Here is a 17,639-nt window from a genome sequence, read left to right on the forward strand (position 1 = left end):
GGACCCGCAGCCGGCCACGACCACCAGCAGGACCGCCGCGGCGGTCCGGCGCCACCTCACATCCGTTCCCACAGGGCGGGGACGCTCGGCGGCTCCCACCCGGTCAGCGCGGTGTGCGCCTGCCGGCACCGGTACGCCGACCCGCCGTAGGTCACGGTGGTCCCGGGCGCGTACGCCGTCCCCGCGCGCCAGGTGCCACCGTCCGGCGGGGTGGTGGGCGGCTCACCGCCGCCACCGCCACCGCCACCGCCACCGCCACCGCCACCGCCACCGCCACCGCCACCGCCGATGTTCACGTCGACGCAGGCGTAGAACGCCATCGGGGTGTCGTTGACGTTCCAGCGGGCGAGCACCGTCTGCCGGCCGCTGAAGGCACCCATGCCGACCGAGTGGGACTTGGTGGCGCCGGGCTGCGCGCCGCCGTCGTAGAACACGGCCAGCCGGGTGCCGCCGATGAAGTACTCCCAGGAGTGGGTGGCGTGCCGCGCGGTGAACGTCCAGGTGAAGGTCACCGTCTTGCCGACGGAGGCGGCCGGCCAGCCCTTGCCGGCGTCGTTGAGGACGGCGAAGCGGCTGCCACCGCCGTTGCACTGCATCGAACCCTTGGGGGCCTCCACGCTCTGCGGCTCGTAGATGATGTCGCCGCAGTTCGCGACGGCACCGCTGGCACAGTTCGCCTGGCGGCTGGGCGGCGAGGAGACGTAGCCGTGCGCCGAGGCGGGGGCCACGGCGACGAAGAGCGACGCGCCGACGGCCGCGGTGCTGAGGATGGGTAGGGCGACTCTGCGTCTCATGAAGGGCTCCTCTTCACGGGGAACGGCAGGCCGGGGACGAGGGGGAACCCCGGCCCACCGCGGGGACGGGACGGCAGGCGTGGGGGCGCCTTCCGGCCGTGGGGCCAACATAAGTTAAAGATTGTTAACAGTAAATACATTTAGAGAAATATTTCGATACGTGAGAGCAACCTCGTGGACGTTTCCCGGTGCTTCGATGGGGTATTCGGCCGGCCCCGGAGCCGAGGACGCCCCCGGGGGAAAGGCGTGGTCTCATGCATCGCGACGACCTGGTGTCTCACGTACGAGCTCGTGGTCGCTTGCACGGACGCAACGAGGCACGGCGCGTCATCCGCACCGTGCTGCAGGCGTGCCGGCAGTTGGTTCCGGATCGGACACTCCAGCAGGTCATCGTCCAGCTCCCCGCCGAGCTCGCCCCGCCCCGGGTGGCACCCGCCGACGACGGCGCCGGGCGGCAGCACATCGCCGGCGACGCGTGCCGCACCCTGATCCGGTCCGTCGCGCAGGGACTGCACATCGACGAGCCGAACGCGGCGTTCCTGTCGCGGGTGGTCTTCGAACAGCTCAACAGCTACTGCCGGGGGGTCACACCCGCGTCGCTCGCCCCGTGGGCGCCGGCCGAGGTACGCCCCCTGCTGTCGGCCCGCCCGGACGACCCGGCCCGGCGGTACCGGCTCCTGCTCCCCACCCTGGGCTCGGCCGGCGCGGTGCTGGGTCGTCGTCCCGCTGCGCCGGCAATCACTCCCGCACCCGCGCTGCCGCCCCGGCGCCCCGGCCGGATCCGGTCGACGAGCGACGAGAAGGGCCTGCGGAGCGGCCCGCTTCAGCCGGGTACGCAGCCACTGCACCTGGATGGCGGCCGCACCCTCGCACCGGCCGACGACCGGGACCAGCTCCTCGTCGGGCGCGTCCCGGGCGGCCTGCCCCACGACGGTCCAGGCGATGTCGCACTCGGCGGCCACGAGGTTGAGATCCTGCAGGTCGCGGAGCAGCCCGATCCCCCCGGTACGGGTGCCGCCGAACAGCTCTGAGCGCAGGCGCTCGGGTTCCCCGGGCGCCTGCTCGTCGCCCGGGTGGATCTCCGCCCACGTCCGGGGCCGCCGGCCGGGCTAGGCGGCCAGGTCCTCCAGCGTCGCCCGGGCGCCCTTGCCGTGCAGGGAGGCGAGGACCGACCGGTACGTCGCGACGAAGCGCTCGTCGTCCACGAGGTCGCCGAAGAGCTCGCGGTGTGCGACGAAGGCCAGCGGCTCCTCGCGCTGGCGCCGGGCCCGGGGCACCAGGCTGTCGCGCAGCCGGTCGACCACCTCGATCGGCTGCCCCTGCTCGTCGACGCCCTCGGCATAGCGGGCCCAGGAGGCCACCACCGCGGTCGAGCGCAGAATCTCGCCGCCGGTGCGCAGATTGTGGCGGATCACCGGCAGCAGCCACTTGGGGATCCGGTCGGAGCTCTCCGCGCACAGCCGCGCCACGGTGTCCCGCACCTGGGCGTTGGAGAAACGCTCGATGAGCTGGTGCCGGTAGGTGTCCAGGTCGATGCCGGGCACGGGGGCCAGGGTCGGCGTCGCCTCGCGGTCCATGTAGGCGAGCAGGAACCGGGCGAACAGCGGGTCCTGGGCGACCTCGTGCACCAGCCGGTAGCCGCAGAGGTAGCCGAAGTAGCACAGCGCCTGGTGGCTCGCGTTGAGCAGGCGCAGCTTCATCAGCTCGTACGGCTCCACGTCGGCCACCATCTGCACCCCCGCCTCCTCGAACGGCGGGCGTCCCAGCGGGAACACATCCTCCAGGGCCCACTGGGCGAACGGCTCGCAGACCACCGGCCAGGCGTCGTCCACCCCGAAGCGCCGGCGGACCTCCTCGCGGTCCTCGGCGGTGGTCACGGGCGTGATGCGGTCCACCATGCTGTTGGGGAACGCCACCTGCTCGCGGACGTAGGCGCCCAGCTCGGGATCGCGCAGCGTGGCGAAGGCGGCGAAGCTGCGGCGGGCGGCGTGGCCGTTGCCCTGGATGTTGTCGCAGCTCATGATGGTGAACGGGGGGACACCGCGCGCGCGGCGCCGGGACAGCGCCTCGGTGACCAGCCCGAAGGTCGTCCGGGGCCGGACGCCGGGGACCAGGTCGTGCTGCACGCCGGGATCGTCCGCCAGGAACTCCCCGGTGACGGCGTCGATGTGGTAGCCGCCCTCGGTGACGGTCAGCGAGACGATGCGCACGCCCGGGTCGGCCATCTTCTCGACGACGGCCTCGGGGTCGTCCGGCGCGTACAGGTATTCCGTGATGGAGCCGATGACCCGGGCCTCGAGGGTGCCGTCCGGCGCCTTGACGACCAGCGTGTAGAGGCCGTCCTGCGCGACGAGCGCGTCGCGCATCCGCTCGTCGGAGGGCATCACGCCCACGCCGCAGATCGCCCAGTCCCGCGCCGCGCCGCGCGCCATCAGACGGTCGAGGTACATCGCCTCGTGGGCCCGGTGGAAACCGCCGACTCCGAAGTGCACGATCCCGGTCCGCAGCGCGGCGCGGTCGTAGGACGGTACGGGCAGGCCGGCCGGCAGGGATGACAGGTTCTCGGCAGTGAGCGGCACCATGGTGGGTCCTCCCAGCGCTGCTAGAAGCCTCGTGAGGACCTCAGCATCGCATCCGGGAGAGAGCCGCGCCGGGGCCGGGACCCGGCGCCTTTCCCACCGGGCGCCAACACGGGCACGGCCCGGCGGCAGATCGCCGCCGGGCCGTACTCTTCCCGCAGGTCAGACACTCATCGCCGGAGCCGGCGTGGGCTTGTCCCCGGTCATGTGCCGCAGGTACGCGGGCAGGGTGAGGAACTCCGGACAGGTCCGCTCCGTGAGCAACACGGTGAGCAGGGTGCGGGCCTGCCCGAAGCGCCGGGCGGCGTCCTCGTCGAGAGCGCCCGTCTCCGCGAGGACGTCCAGTTCCTCGCGCAGCATCCGGGTCACCAGTCCGGCCGTGACCGGCACGCCGTAGTCGGTCGGGGTGCCGTGGGAGATCCACTGCCAGAGCTGGGCCCGGCAGATCTCCGCGGTCGCCGCGTCCTCCATCAGCCCGCCGAGGGCCACCGCGCCCCGCCCGCCGAGCCAGGCGGCCGTGTAGCGCAGGGCGACGCTGACGTTGTTGCGCAACGCCACCTCGGTCACCGTGACGGCGGTCGCCCGCACGTCGAGCAGCTCCTTGGCGGTGACCCGCACGTCGTCGCGGCGGCGCACGAGCTGGTTCGGCTCGAAGCCGAGCCACTGGTCGAAGACCTCCTTGCAGGTCTCGACCAGGCCGGGGTGCGCCACCCACGAGCCGTCGAAGCCGTCGCCGACCTCGCGCCGCTTGTCCTGCCGCACCTGGTTGAGCGCCCGCTTGGCCGCGACCGGGTCACGGCTGGGCACGACGGCGGCCATGCCGCCGATCGCGTGGGCGCCGCGCTTGTGGCACGTCTGGACCAGCAGCTCCGTGTACGCCCGCATGAACGGCGCGGTCATCGTGACCTGCGAGCGCTCCGGCAGCACCACGTCCGGCCGGTTCTTGATCATGCTGAAGAGGTAGTCCCACCGGCCCGCGTTCAGGCCGGCCGAGTGCTCGCGCAGCTCGTACAGGATCTCTTCCATCTCGAAGGCCGCGGTGATGGTCTCGATCAGCACCGTGGCACGGATCGTGCCCCGGGGGATGCCGAGCAGCTGCTGCGCGAAGACGAACACGTCGTTCCACAGCCGGGCCTCGAGGTGGCTCTCGAGCTTCGGCAGGTAGAAGTACGGCCCGCTGTCGCGCTCGAGCTGACGCCGTCCGCAGTGGAACAGGTACATGCCGAAGTCGAACAGCGACGCCGACACCGCCCGCCCGCCGATCCGCAGGTGGCACTCGGGCAGGTGCCAGCCACGCGGACGGACCATGATGGTCGGCATGGTGTCGCCGACCTTGTACTCCTTGCCGTCCGGCGCGGTGTAGTCCAGCTTGCCGTCCAGCGCGTCCCGCAGGTTGAGCTGGCCCAGGATGATGTTCTCCCAGGTCGGTGCGGTGGCGTCCTCGAAGTCCGCCATCCACACCTTGGCGCCGGAGTTGAGCGCGTTGATGGTCATCTTGCGCTCCGGCGGACCGGTGATCTCCACCCGCCGGTCGGTCAGGTCCTCCGCCGGAGGCGCGACCGTCCAGGAGTCGTCCTTGCGGATGTGCTCGGTCGACGGCAGGAAGTCCAGCTCGGTGGTGCGGGTGGCCCGCCGGCGCCGGCGGCGCTCGAGCAGCTGCACCCGGCGGGCGCCGAACTCACGGTCCAGCGCCACGACGAAGTCGATCGCCTCGGGCGTCAGGATCTCGGCGTACCGACCCCCGCTTTCGCCGCAGATGGTGACCTCTTCGGTGCCCATGTCAGAACTGCTCTTCCTCGGTCGAGCCGGACAGCGCGGTGGTGGAGCTCTCCGGGTTCAGCGCGGTCGAGACCGCGTCGAAGTAGCCGGTGCCGACCTCGGCCTGGTGCTTGGTCGCGGTGTAGCCGTCGGCCTCGGCCGCGAACTCGGCCTCCTGCAGCTTCACGTACGCGCTCATGCCGGTGGTCGAGTAGCCCTTGGCCAGCTCGAACATCGAGTGGTTGAGGGCGTGGAAGCCGGCCAGCGTGACGAACTGGAACTTGTAGCCCATCGCGCCGAGCTCCTTCTGGAACCGGGCGATCGTGTCGTCGTCCAGGTTGCGCTTCCAGTTGAACGACGGCGAGCAGTTGTACGCCAGCATCTTGCCCGGGTGCTTGGCGTGCACGGCCTCGGCGAACTTCTTGGCGAACTCCAGGTCCGGCTTGCCGGTCTCGACCCAGAGCAGGTCGGCGTAGTCGGCGTACGCGATGCCGCGGGCGATCGCGGCGTCGTCGCCCGGGCGGACCCGGAAGAAGCCCTCCGCGGTGCGCTCGCCGGTCAGGAACGGCTTGTCGCGCTCGTCCACGTCGGTGGTCAGCAGGTCCGCCGCCAGGGCGTCGGTGCGGGCGATGACCAGGGTCGGGACGCCGGCCACGTCGGCCGCCAGGCGGGCCGCGTTCAGCGTGCGGATGTGCTGCTGGGTCGGGATGAGCACCTTGCCGCCCAGGTGGCCGCACTTCTTCTCGGAGGCGAGCTGGTCCTCCCAGTGCACGCCCGCGGCGCCGGCGGCGATCATGCCCTTCATCAGCTCGAACGCGTTGAGCGGGCCACCGAAGCCGGCCTCCGCGTCGGCGACGATCGGCGCGAACCAGTCCTTGTCCGTGCGGCCGGCGGCGACCTCGATCTGGTCGGTGCGCAGCAGCGCGTTGTTGATCCGGCGCACCACGGCCGGCACCGAGTTGGCCGGGTAGAGGCTCTGGTCCGGGTAGGTGTGGCCGGAGAGGTTCGCGTCGGCCGCAACCTGCCAGCCGGAGAGGTAGATGGCCTTCAGGCCGGCCCGGACCATCTGCACGGCCTGGCCGCCGGTGAGGGCGCCGAGGGCGTTGATGTAGTCCTCGGAGTGCAGCAGGTCCCAGAGCTTCTGGGCGCCGCGCTCGGCGAGAGTGTGCCGTTCCTGGAGGCTGCCACGAAGACGCACGACGTCCTGCGCGGTGTAGTCGCGCTTGATGCCGAGCCATCGGGGATCGCCGGCCCAAGCCCGAGTGAGGTCCGCGGCGGTACCGCCCCTGACGTCGGTCAGCTGATCAGTCATCTCAAGTTTCCTTTCCAGCCCTGCTCCGTGCGGGAAGAACTCGACTCTCGCGCACCGCGCAACCCCTCTGGCAGGCATATGTGAGGAGAAGAATTGAGAATCTTCTGCTAACGTAAAAACCCGTGACGGCTTCATCTTCTGACGGCTCGGTCGACCTGGTGACCCTCGGCCAGCGGCTGCGGCATCTGCGACGGTCGAAGAACATGACCCTCGACCAGCTCAGCGCGGCGGTCGGGCGGGCACCCTCGCAGCTCTCCCTCATCGAGAACGGCAAACGCGAGCCGAAGCTCAGCGTCCTGCAGGCGATCGCGGCGGCGCTGGGCGTACCGATGCAGGATCTGCTGCGCCCCGAGGCGCCGAGCCGGCGCGCCGGGCTGGAGATCGAGCTGGCCCACTTCCAGCGCGAGCCGGCCTACCAGGCGCTCGGCCTGCCGGTGGTGCGCGGCGGGCGGCGGCTGCCGGCCGACGCCCTGGAGTCGCTGATCGGCCTGCACCGCGAGCTGACCCGCCTGCTGACCGAGCAGAGCGCCACCCCCGAGGTGGCCCGCCGGGCCAACCAGCACCTCCGCGAGCAGATGCGCGAACGCGACAACTACTTCCCGGAGATCGAGGAGGCGGCGGCGAAGATCCTGCAGTCGGTCCGGCACACCACCGGCCCGCTGTCGCAGCGCGGCATCCTGGACATCGCGGTCCAGCTCGGCTTCACCCTGCACTACGTGCCCGACCTGCCCGACTCCACCCGGTCGGTCACCGACCTGCGCAACCGCCGCATCTACCTGCCGCAGGTCGCGAGCAACAAGGGTCACGACCCGCGCGCGGTGGTCCTGCAGACGCTGGGCCACTTCGTGCTCGGCCACGAGGACCCGTCGGACTACGGCGACTTCCTGCGCCAGCGGGTGGAGGCCAACTACTTCGCGGCGGCGCTGCTGATGCCGGAGAAGTTCGCCGTCGACTTCCTGCGCGAGGCGAAGGCGGACCGCGCCCTGGCGATCGACGACTTCCGGGACGCCTTCGGCGTCTCGTACGAGACGGCGGCGCACCGCTTCACCAACCTGGCGACCCACCACTTCGGCATCCCGGTCCACTTCTGCCGGGTCCACGAGAGCGGCACGGTCTACAAGGCCTACGAGAACGACGGCGTCCGCTTCCCGGCCGACGTCACCGGCGCGATCGAGGGCCAGCCGGTCTGCCGCAACTGGGCGTCGCGCACGGTCTTCCAGGCCGACGACCCGTACTCGTCCTTCTACCAGTTCACCGACACCGTGGGCGGCACGTACTGGTGCACCGTGCACGTCGAGTCGACCCGCTCCGGGGAGTTCTCGGTCACGGTGGGCACGCCGTACGAGCACGCCCGCTGGTTCCGCGGCGGCGACACCACCCGCCGCACGGTGTCCCGCTGCCCCGACCCGGACTGCTGCCGCCGCCCGCCGGCCGACCTGGTGAAGCAGTGGGCCGGGCACGCGTGGCCGAGCGCCCGGGTCCACTCCCACCTGCTCGCCGCGCTCCCCCCGGGCACCTTCCCGGGGGTCGACGCCCAGGACGTCTACGAGTTCCTGGAGCGCCGCGCCCAGGACTGACTCGGACCAGCTCCACGGTGTCGATGTGGACGGCCGAGCCGCCGTGCGCTCCGGTCTCCGCAGGCTCGAAGCGCACCCCGAGCTGGCGCACGTCGTTCACACCGGCCACCGTGGACACGTCGGGAGAAGACGGTGTCTTCCGGACCGGGTGGTCACCCCACGGGTCGGTGCGTACCGCCGCCGACAACGTGGCCGGGAGGTCAGGTCCAGAACCGTCACGGTCGCCTCAACCGCCGGACGGCCGCTCCGCCGCGGACGGGCGCGCGCCGAGCAGCATCCGCAGACCCGGCTTGGCGCGGCGGAGCATGTCCGGGTCGTCGTACGCCCGGGCCATCAGGGCGTGGCCCTGCAGGTGGGCGAGCAGCCGCGTCGCGGCCTCGCCGGGGTCGGTCGACGCCTCGATCTCCCCCCGGTCCCTGGCCTCGCCGATGGCCGAGGTGAAGTACCGCGTCCAGCCGGTGAGGATCCGGCCGACCTGGGCCCGGGCCTCGGCGCCGAGGCCGGCCATCTCCGCGGCGAGACCGCCCAGCGGGCACCCGGGCGTCGCACCCATCCGCTGCCGCATCAGCGCGAGCATCCCGGCGAAGCCGTCGACGAACCGGTCGATGCGCTCCAGGGGCCCCACGTCGGTGGCGAAGGACTCCTCCAGCACCGTGCTCATCATGTCCCAGTTGCGTTCCAGCACCGCGGCGGCGAGCGCGTTCTTGGACGGGAAGAAGTGGTAGAGGCTGCCCTTGTGCACGCCCGCGGCCTTGCAGACGTCCTCGGTGCTGACCTGCGCGAGCGAGGCGCCGTGCACCAGGTCACGAGCCACCGTGACGATGCGTTCGCGGGTGTCGTTCGCCATCTCGGCGCCTCCTTCACAGCCGCGGCGAACTCTACGCGTCCCGCTCGGCCGCCCGCCGGGTCAGCCGCCCCCGGCGCGCCAGCCGGTCCAGGCGCCGCTGCTCCCGGGCGGCCCAGCCGGCGGCGCGGCCGGGGTCGAGGGGGCCGCCGTGCCCGACGTACAGCGTGCGCGGCCGCAGCGCGAGCATCGCCCGCAGGCTGGCCAGGTTGCCCGCCCGATCGTCGTGGAACGGCGGATTGGCCGGCCGGCGGGGCACGAGCCCGAAGAAGGAACCGGCGATCAGGTCGCCCGCGACCAGGTCGCCGGCGTCCGTCAGCACGGAGACCGACCCGGCGGTGTGCCCGGGGGTGGGCATGATCCGGCCGTCCACGCCGAACTCGCCGAGCGGCGCCGGCCCGTCCAGCAGGATGTCCGGCTCGAGCGGCTCGGCCCGCACGTGCAGGGCCCGGGCCCGCGCCATCAGCCGGCCCATCGGCCCGGTGGGCAGGTACGGCTCCCGGACCCGCCCGCTGCGGTACTGCGCGGCGTCGGCGGCATGCCCGGCCACGGGAGCGCCGGTCAGCCGCCGCAGCTCGGCCGCCGCGCCGAAGTGGTCGAGGTGGGCGTGGGTGAGCACGATCAGCGCCAGGTCCGCCGGGTCGACGCCGTGCCGGGCGATGCCGTCGTGGATCCGCCGGGCGCTGCCGGGTATGCCCGCATCGACGAGAATCGGCCGCCGCCCGATCACCAGATAGGTGTTGATGTGGTGACTGCCCGCAACCGGCACGGCGAGCACCTTGGTCTTGCGCACCGCAGCTCCGTCTCCCATGGGTTTCCCTCTCCTCAATCAGTTGACTGATCGGTCAACTGCGCGCTCACCCTAGGGGTCTCTTGACTGATCGGTCAACTGGCTCGGCGCTACCCCGGTCCGCGGGAGATGGGCGACAGATGCTGATCCATTCCGAATGGCCCTACCGCAGGCGGCGAGAAATCAGATCACGCGTCTTCTCGGAAAGCTGCGTCGCCACGAAGTTGTTGAGCCGCTCCGGATCCGGTTCGATCCGGCGGGCCTCTTCGCGGTCTTCCCAGGTGTCGTAGTCGTCGGGGTCCGCCGCCGTGATGACACCGATCCCGTGTGTCCGGGCGGCCTCCGCCACGTCGGCGACATCCTCTTCGAGCTGCTCGGCCTGGTCGGCGGGTACATGAAGGAGGACGTAGGAATGGGTGGCCGAGCGCCGGTGCGCCAGCGCTTCGTACACCGCCTGGACGTTGATGGCGTTCGCGGCCTTGACCTCGAACGAGGCGACTTCGAGGTACTTGCCGGGCACAAAGGCAAAAGTGCGCACTTCGACGCTCACGATATCCGGGCGCGACCACGTACCGCCGGTCGCACGGCGGCCCTGCAACGCGGTGATTTCCACCGCGAGAGGATCCCGCCGGTGGTCCCTGGCCCAGTCGTTCGCGATGACATGGCGCATCGGTTCGTAGAGGGCGATCTCGTTCTTGATGACAGCCTCGACGGCGGCCACAGTGGTCGCCGGGTCGGAGGTCGTCTCGACGACCACGGCGACCGTCGTCTCCTCCGCCGACGTGTCCGCCGGCACGCGCCGCACCACGCCGCCCCGGCCTCTACCCCGTACGATCAGCGCCGCATCCACCAGGGCATCGCGGGCTCGGAAGTAGCGGTCGGTATCCCATCCCAGCTTCTTCTGGACAGTCGGGTTGCTGGCGGCCGTTCCATCCGGCGCAAGCGCCAGGAAGAGCGTCTGCTCGTCGCCGTGAAGCGTTGCGGAGTCCGCCGTCATGGCGGGAATGCTAGGGGCGTCCCGGGGAGCCCGCGGCATGATCGCGGATATTCGCGCGTAGTCATCGAGGCGCCGCGGGCGCTCAGTCGACGCCGGCCTCGATGGCGGGACTCGGTGGACCGGGGACCGGCGTGCGGGGGCAGTAGCTGCGGGCCAGCCGGCCGAGCTCATCGGCCGGGGGTTCGAGCTGGCCGCAGGTCACGCCGCCGTAGGAGAAGGTGGTCCACGCGGTGAGGGCGCCTTGCACCGGCGGCGCGCAGTGCACGGTGAAGGCGGCGGACACGGCTTGCACGCCCTCGTAGTGCAGGGTTTCCTCGATGCTGGGGTCGTCCAGGACGCCGCTGCTGCCCCAGCGGACGCCGTCCTCCAGGACCGCCGGCTCGGTGTGGATCTCGTCGCCGGTCTCGGCGGCGAGGGACGTGGCCAGCCGCGCCAGCCAGTCCGCCGGAGCGGTCGGTCCGGTGATCGCGGAGACGTACGGTTCCTCGAGGACCGGCGTACCCGGGTCGGCGGTGACGGCCGCTCCGCGGTAGAGACGGACGCTGGTCAGCTTCGGCTGCTTGGTGTAGCCCGACCACTCGACGCGGCTGGCCGCAGCGTCGCAGCCGGGCGGAACGGTCCGGGCGGGTGCGGGGGCGTCCGGTCCGGCGCAGCCGGCCAGTGCCAGGGTGACCAGGGCCGCGCGTGCCATCATCGGTTCATCATCGCGTGCCGGGTACGGGCCGCGCGGTGATACGGGCGGTCGCGAGGACCATCGATACGGTCTAGATTCGGCGCGTGAGCGCTTCCACGCACGAGGTCGTCAACCAACCCCCGCCGCTCGTCGGCTACGACGTCGCCGCCGATGCGGCGTTGCTCGACGCGGTCGAGCGGGAGGGTGCCGGGTGGGCCGCCGGTGACCTGCACCGGCTCGGCAAGCTGGCCGGGGAGGCCGAGCCGCAGCGGTGGGCCGAGGAGGCCAACCGGCACGAGCCGCGCCTCGCGACCCACGACCGCTACGGTCACCGCCTCGACGAGGTGGAGTTCCACCCGTCCTGGCACCGGCTGATGGACGTCGCCGTGGGCGAGGGGCTGGCCGGGGCGCCGTGGGCCGATCCGCGGCCGGGTGCGCACGTGGCGCGGGCCGCCGGGATGTTCGTCTGGAGCCAGGTCGAGGCCGGTCATTCGTGCCCGGTGTCGATGACGTACGCGGTGGTTCCCGCCCTGCGCCACGCCCCGGAGCTGGCGGCCGCGTACGAGCCGCTGCTCACCAGCCGGGCGTACGATCCGGGGCTGCGGGCGCCGCTGACCAAGCGTGGCCTGCTCGCCGGCATGGGCATGACGGAGAAGCAGGGCGGCTCGGACGTACGGGCCAACTCGACCACCGCCACCCCCGCCGCCGACGGCACCTACCGGCTGCGCGGCCACAAGTGGTTCACCAGCGCGCCGATGTGCGACCTGTTCCTCGTGCTCGCCCAGGCACCGGCCGGGCTGACGTGCTTCCTCGTGCCGCGGGTGCTGCCCGGCGGCGAGCGCAACACCTTCCGGATCCAGCGGCTCAAGGACAAGCTCGGCAACCGCAGCAACGCCAGCAGCGAGCCCGAGTTCGACGACACCGTGGCGTGGCGGGTCGGCGACGAGGGCCAGGGCGTGCGCACGATCATCGAGATGGTCGCCATGACCCGGCTCGACTGCGTGACCGGCTCGGCGTCCGGGATGCGGGCCGCGCTGGTCCAGGCGCTGCACCACGTGCGGCACCGGTCCGCCTTCGGCGGCCGGTTGATCGACAAGCCGCTGATGCGCAACGTCTGCGCCGACCTGGCGGTGGAGACCGAGGCCGCGACGGCGCTGGCGCTGCGGCTGGCCGGGGCCGTCGACCGGGGCGTACGCGGGGACGACGGTGAGCGTGCCTTCGGCCGGCTGGCGGTGGCGGTCGGCAAGTACTGGGTGTGCAAGCGCCAGCCGGCCGTGGTCGGCGAGGCCCTCGAATGCCTCGGCGGCAACGGCTACGTGGAGGAGTCCGGCCTTCCCCGGCTGTACCGCGACGCCCCGCTGAACTCGATCTGGGAGGGCTCGGGCAACGTGCAGGCCCTGGACGTGCTCCGGGCGCTGCGCCGCGACCCGGGCAGCCTGGAGGCGTTCCGGGCCGAGATCGCGGCGGCCGCGGGGGCCGACCGGCGCCTCGACGAGGCCGCGGCGGGCCTGACCGCCCTGCTCGGCGGCGACGACCTGGAGTTCCAGGCCCGCCGCGCGGTCGAGCGCATGGCGGTGGTGCTGCAGGGCTCGCTGCTGGTGCGCCACGCCCCCGCCGAGGTCGCCGACGCCTTCTGCGCGACCCGCCTCGCCGGGGACTGGGGCCGCACGTTCGGCACCTTGCCGTCCGGTTCGGGCACCGCCGTCCTGTTGGCGCGCGCCATGCCCGCATGAGCCGAACGCTCAGGTGCCGCGGGCGGCCGCCGATGACCTGGCGTGCGGAGCGTACGGGTGGACCGGACGGTCGCGGCGTGGATGTCCGCGGGACTGCTGGCGTACGTCGCGTACCCGCTGCTGGGCGGCGGCGGGACCGTCGCCGGCGCCGCGCTCTGGGACGTGCTCGCGGCCGCCACCCTGGTGGCGGTCCTCGCCGGCATCCGGCGCAACCGGCCGGAGCCCCGGCTGGCCTGGTACCTCTTCGCCGCGTCGGTGCTGTTCCGGATGGCCGGCGACATCAGCTACGACATCGACCTGCACGTCCTGCACCGCGATCCGTTCCCGTCGCTGGCGGACGTGTTCTACCTCGTCTCGTGCCCGCCCCTGATCATCGGCAGCATCATGCTGGCGCGCGGCCGGCTGCTGCGCGACCTGGCCGGGCGGCTCGACGCCGCGATCATCGCCACCGGGCTGGGGCTGGTGTGGTGGGTGTTCGTCATCGGCCCGGTCGCCGCCGACGAGTCCATCGCGCCGCTGGAACGCCTCGTCGGGGCCGCCTACCCGGCGTTCGACCTGGTGCTGCTCGCGATCGTGGCGCGGCTGCTGACCCGCTCCGGCCGGGCCTCGGCCAGCCTCCTGCTGATCACCGCAGGCACCGGCGCCATGCTCATCTCCGACGTGGCGTTCCAGCTGGTCTCCGTGTACGCCCCCGCGCTGGACGGCTCCGTCTCGGCCGGCTGGATGGTGGGCAACGTGCTCTACGGCGCCGCCGCCCTGCACCGCTCGGCCGGCGCGGCGGCCCCGCCGGCCCGCCCGGTGGACCCGCGCCTGGGACGGGGCCGGCTGGTCCTGCTGGCCGCCTGCACGCTGCTGGTCCCGGCGCTGCTGTTCATCGAGGGCGCGACCGGCTCGGGCGAGATCAGCTGGCCGGCCATCGGCACCGGCGCGGTGCTGCTGTTCCTGCTGGTCCTCGCCCGCATGTCCGGCTTCGTGACGCAGATCCAGCGCCAGGCGGGTCAGCTGGAGGATCTCGCGTTGCGGGACGCGCTGACCGGACTGCCCAACCGCCGGGTCTTCGAGGAGCGCCTCGGCGCGGCCGTCGCCGCCGGCTCGCCGCAGGTGGCGGTGCTCGACCTCAACGGCTTCAAGGACGTCAACGACCGGCTCGGGCACGGCGTCGGCGACCGGCTGCTCGAGGTGGTCGCCGGCCGCCTGCTCGGGGCGCTGCGCGACGGCGACGTGGTCGCACGCATGGGCGGCGACGAGTTCGCGGTGCTCGTGCCCGGCGGGTCGGCGGCCGTCATGGACCGCATCGTCCGCCGGATCGGCACGGCACTGCGCGAGCCGATCACGCTCGACGGGCAGGACCTGCTGGTGGGCGCCAGCATCGGCACCGCGGACGGCGCCGGGACCACCGACGGCTTCGAGGTGCTGCGCCGCGCGGACGTCGCGATGTACGCCGCGAAGCAGGCCGGCGAGCGGCACCGGCGCTACCTGCCCGACCTGGACGTGCAGGCCGCCGAGGAGGCCAGGATCGGGGCGGAGCTGCGCGCCGCCCTGGACGAGGGCCGGTTCCGCCTGGTCTACCAGCCCGTCGTCTCGCTGCCCGACCACCGGATGGTGGCCGTCGAGGCGCTGGTGCGCTGGGAGCATCCGGTCCGCGGCACGCTGGCGCCGGCCGAGTTCCTGCCGGTCGCCGAGCGCAGCGGGCTCATCGTGGAGCTCGGCGACTGGATCCTGCGCACCGCGTGTGCGGAGGCCGCCGGCTGGCTGCGCACGCTCGGCGCGGGCGCGCCCGGGCGCCTGCACGTCAACGTCTCCGACCGCCAGCTCGCCGATCCCGGCTTCCCGGCGCTGGTCGCCGCCACCCTGGCCGAGACCCGGCTGCCGGCGGACCACCTGACCCTCGAGGTGACCGAGACCGCCCTGATCCACGGCGGCGAGGCGGTCCGGGCGCTCGACGACCTGCGCGCCCTGGGCGTGCCGGTCGCCCTCGACGACTTCGGCACCGGCCACTCCTCGCTCGGGCTGCTGCAGAGCGTGCCCGTCGACGTGATCAAGGTCGACCGGTCCTTCGTCGCCTCGATCACCCGGGCCGGCCGGCACGCGGTCATCGCCACCGCACTGCTGCAGGTCAGCGACGGCCTCGGGATGGCCGCCGTGGCCGAGGGCGTGGAGACCGCCGAGCAGGCCGCGGAGCTGCACCGGATCGGCTATCGCTTCGCCCAGGGCAACCTCTTCGGCGAGCCGGTGGCGCAACCCCGCTTCGACGGCGCCGGTGTGACCACGGGCACCGGCGCGGCGACGGTCTCGTGACCCATGGACACCTCATCTGAAACCCGGCGCGGCCGATGGCAGGGTGTGCGGCGCGAACGGTTGTGGTGGATCTGGCTGGTGACGGGGTCACTGGCCACGGCGGGCTATTTCCTGCTGCCGCCCGACGGGCTCCCCTCGAACCTCACGTACGACGCCATCGGCCTGGTCTCCACCGCGCTGATCATCACCGGCGTCCGGTTGCACCGGCCGCACCGCCCGGCGATGTGGTACTGGTTCGCCGCCGGGCAGTTCACCTGGGTCATCGGCGACCTGGTGTGGGAGTACTACCTGTACGTCCTGGAGCAGGATCCGTACCCGTCGCCGGCGGACTACGTCTATCTCAGCGCGTACCCGATGCTGGTGGCCGGCATGCTGATGCTGATCCGCGACCGGCAGCGGGGCGTCCGCGACCTCTCGGCCCTGGTGGACGCCGCCATCGTGGCGGTCGGTCTGGGGCTGGTGTTCTGGGTGTTCGTGATGCACCCGATCGCCACCGACGCGACCGCGTCGACCATGGAACGGGTGGTCGGCGTCGCCTACCCGGCCGCCGACACGCTGCTGCTGGCCATGCTGGCCCGCTTCTACACCGGGGTCGGCCGGCTCTCCCCGAGCGTCCGGCTGCTCGGCCTGGCCGCGCTGCTGCTGCTCGTCAGCGATGTGACCTACTCGCTCGTCGCGCTGTACGTGCAGGTCGAGATCTCGGCCCTGGACGTCGGCTGGCTGCTGTCCTACATCTGCTGGGGCGCCGCCGCCCTGCACCCGTCGATGCGCGGCGCCGGCACGGCCGACGAGCAGGCCGGCGGGGCCCGCGTCGGCCGGGCCCGGCTGGTGCTGCTGGCCGTGTGCTCGCTGCTCGCGCCCGGCCTGCTGTTCATCCCGGGCATCGGCGCCGACGAGGTCGACCGGCTCACCATCGCCGCCGGCGCGGTGCTGCTCTTCCTGCTCGTCGTGGTGCGCATGTCCGGCTTCGTCGGCGAGGTCCAGCGCCAGGCGAGCCAGCTGGAGGATCTGGCCATGGCCGACGAGCTCACCGGGCTGGCGAACCGGCGCCGCTTCGAGCACGCGCTCGGCGCGGCCCTCGCGGCCGGACGGCTCCAGGTGGCGCTGCTCGACCTCGACGACTTCAAGGGCGTCAACGACCGGCTCGGCCACGGTGTCGGCGACCGCCTGCTCACCGTGGTCGCGCAGCGGCTGCGCGCCGCCCTGCCCCCCGACGTCCTGGTCGCGCGGATGGGCGGCGACGAGTTCGCCGTGCTGATGCCGGAGGCGACCGACGCCCGGGCCGACGAGCTGGTGGCCCGGCTCGCGCAGGCGCTGACCGTCCCGGTCACCGCCGGCGAGCACGACCTGCTCGTCGGGGCGAGCATCGGCGTCACCTGCGGGGACGGCACGAGCGACCCGTACGAGGTGATGCGCCGCGCCGACGTCGCCATGTACGCCGCCAAGGCCACCCACGACCGTCCGCGCCGCTACACCCCGGAGCTCGACGAGACGGCCGACGAGCAGGCCCGCCTCGGGGCCGAGCTGCGCACCGCCCTGGACGCCGGGCAGTTCCGGGTGGTCTACCAGCCGATCGTGTCGCTCCCGGCGGGCGAGACCGTCGCCGTCGAGGCGCTGGTGCGCTGGGACCACCCGGAGCGCGGCGTGATCCCGCCGAACCGCTTCATCCCCGCGGCCGAGCGCAACGGCCTGATCGTCGAGCTCGGCGAATGGATCATGCGGACGGCCTGCCTGCAGGCGGTCGTGTGGCGCGCGGAGCAGGGCGCCGCGTCCCCGGTGCGGATGAGCGTCAACGTGTCCGCCCGCCAGCTCGCCGAGCCCGGCTTCGCCGCGATGGTGGCGGCCGTGCTGCGGGAGACGGGGCTGCCCGCGGGGGCGCTCGCGGTCGAGGTCACGGAGACCGCGGTGTTCGGCGGCGGTCAGGCCGTGCAGTCGCTGCAGGAGGTGCACGACCTGGGCGTGGCCATCGCGCTCGACGACTTCGGCACCGGCCACTCGTCGCTGGGGCTGTTGCAGACCGTGCCCGTCGACGTGATCAAGGTGGACAAGTCCTTCGTCGACACCATCACGATGGCCGGCCGGCACGCGGTCATCGCCACGGCGCTCATCCAGGTCAGCGCCGGGCTCGGCCTGACCGCGGTGGCCGAGGGCGTGGAGACCCCGGAGCAGGCCGCGGAGCTGCACCGGCTCGGCTACGAGCTGGCGCAGGGCTACCACTTCGGCCGGCCGGCCGCCGAGCCGTCGTTCGGCGTCCCGGACACCGTCACCGGGGCGGTCTAGGGTC

The 17,639-nt window shown here is 72.7% G+C and carries 13 protein-coding genes; 5 read left to right on the forward strand and 8 right to left on the reverse strand.

The genetic code is table 11. The annotated features are described in order from the left end of the window. Nucleotides 1–56: 56 nt before the first annotated feature. Nucleotides 57–794 carry a lytic polysaccharide monooxygenase gene (locus IEY99_RS17765; RefSeq protein ID WP_189204520.1) on the reverse strand — a complete coding sequence of 246 codons (738 nt, stop codon included), beginning with the start codon at nucleotides 792–794 and terminating at the stop codon, nucleotides 57–59. 254 nt (nucleotides 795–1,048) lie between these two features. Between IEY99_RS17765 and IEY99_RS17770 the strand changes: the two genes are divergently transcribed. Then, a complete protein-coding gene (locus IEY99_RS17770) occupies nucleotides 1,049–1,825 on the forward strand; it encodes a DUF2267 domain-containing protein (protein ID WP_268245124.1) in 777 nt (258 codons plus the stop codon). Between the two features lie 78 nt (nucleotides 1,826–1,903). Here IEY99_RS17770 and IEY99_RS17775 read toward each other — a convergent pair whose 3' ends face one another. The 3 genes from IEY99_RS17775 to aceA all read right to left on the reverse strand — a co-directional run bounded on the left by IEY99_RS17775 (nucleotide 1,904) and on the right by aceA (nucleotide 6,443). After that, complete coding sequence (locus IEY99_RS17775) at nucleotides 1,904–3,376, reverse strand: mannitol dehydrogenase family protein (protein WP_189204524.1); 1,473 nt, start codon at nucleotides 3,374–3,376, stop codon at nucleotides 1,904–1,906. Nucleotides 3,377–3,535: 159 nt separating this feature from the next. Next, a complete protein-coding gene (gene aceB / locus IEY99_RS17780) occupies nucleotides 3,536–5,152 on the reverse strand; it encodes a malate synthase A (RefSeq protein ID WP_189204526.1) in 1,617 nt (538 codons plus the stop codon). A gap of 1 nt (nucleotide 5,153) precedes the next feature. Further along, a complete protein-coding gene (gene aceA / locus IEY99_RS17785; RefSeq protein WP_189204528.1) occupies nucleotides 5,154–6,443 on the reverse strand; it encodes an isocitrate lyase in 1,290 nt (429 codons plus the stop codon). A 122-nt stretch (nucleotides 6,444–6,565) separates the two neighbouring features. Between aceA and IEY99_RS17790 the strand changes: the two genes are divergently transcribed. Then, entirely contained in the window at nucleotides 6,566–8,020 is a 1,455-nt protein-coding gene (locus tag IEY99_RS17790; RefSeq protein ID WP_189204529.1) for a helix-turn-helix transcriptional regulator, read from the forward strand. Nucleotides 8,021–8,246: 226 nt separating this feature from the next. On the opposite strand, the gene IEY99_RS17795 is transcribed toward IEY99_RS17790, so the two are convergent. The 4 genes from IEY99_RS17795 to IEY99_RS17810 all read right to left on the reverse strand — a co-directional run bounded on the left by IEY99_RS17795 (nucleotide 8,247) and on the right by IEY99_RS17810 (nucleotide 11,345). After that, nucleotides 8,247–8,867 carry a TetR/AcrR family transcriptional regulator gene (locus IEY99_RS17795; protein WP_189204530.1) on the reverse strand — a complete coding sequence of 207 codons (621 nt, stop codon included), beginning with the start codon at nucleotides 8,865–8,867 and terminating at the stop codon, nucleotides 8,247–8,249. 31 nt (nucleotides 8,868–8,898) lie between these two features. Then, on the reverse strand, nucleotides 8,899–9,657 hold the full coding sequence (locus IEY99_RS17800) for an MBL fold metallo-hydrolase (RefSeq protein ID WP_189204871.1): 759 nt from the start codon (nucleotides 9,655–9,657) through the stop codon (nucleotides 8,899–8,901). A gap of 160 nt (nucleotides 9,658–9,817) precedes the next feature. Further along, nucleotides 9,818–10,651 (reverse strand): hypothetical protein, encoded by an 834-nt coding sequence (locus tag IEY99_RS17805; protein ID WP_189204531.1) that lies wholly within the window; start codon nucleotides 10,649–10,651, stop codon nucleotides 9,818–9,820. A gap of 82 nt (nucleotides 10,652–10,733) precedes the next feature. Next, nucleotides 10,734–11,345 (reverse strand): hypothetical protein, encoded by a 612-nt coding sequence (locus IEY99_RS17810; RefSeq protein WP_189204532.1) that lies wholly within the window; start codon nucleotides 11,343–11,345, stop codon nucleotides 10,734–10,736. A gap of 83 nt (nucleotides 11,346–11,428) precedes the next feature. Between IEY99_RS17810 and IEY99_RS17815 the strand changes: the two genes are divergently transcribed. The 3 genes from IEY99_RS17815 to IEY99_RS17825 all read left to right on the forward strand — a co-directional run bounded on the left by IEY99_RS17815 (nucleotide 11,429) and on the right by IEY99_RS17825 (nucleotide 17,635). Continuing rightward, complete coding sequence (locus IEY99_RS17815) at nucleotides 11,429–13,057, forward strand: acyl-CoA dehydrogenase family protein (RefSeq protein WP_229798869.1); 1,629 nt, start codon at nucleotides 11,429–11,431, stop codon at nucleotides 13,055–13,057. A 57-nt stretch (nucleotides 13,058–13,114) separates the two neighbouring features. Then, on the forward strand, nucleotides 13,115–15,355 hold the full coding sequence (locus IEY99_RS17820; RefSeq protein ID WP_308427058.1) for a putative bifunctional diguanylate cyclase/phosphodiesterase: 2,241 nt from the start codon (nucleotides 13,115–13,117) through the stop codon (nucleotides 15,353–15,355). A 78-nt stretch (nucleotides 15,356–15,433) separates the two neighbouring features. Beyond that, nucleotides 15,434–17,635: a putative bifunctional diguanylate cyclase/phosphodiesterase gene (locus tag IEY99_RS17825; RefSeq protein ID WP_308427059.1), complete on the forward strand. Its 2,202-nt coding sequence runs from the start codon at nucleotides 15,434–15,436 to the stop codon at nucleotides 17,633–17,635. Nucleotides 17,636–17,639: the final 4 nt, after the last annotated feature.

This window comes from Couchioplanes azureus, assembly GCF_014648355.1.
Classification (GTDB): Bacteria; Actinomycetota; Actinomycetes; order Mycobacteriales; family Micromonosporaceae; genus Actinoplanes; species Actinoplanes azureus.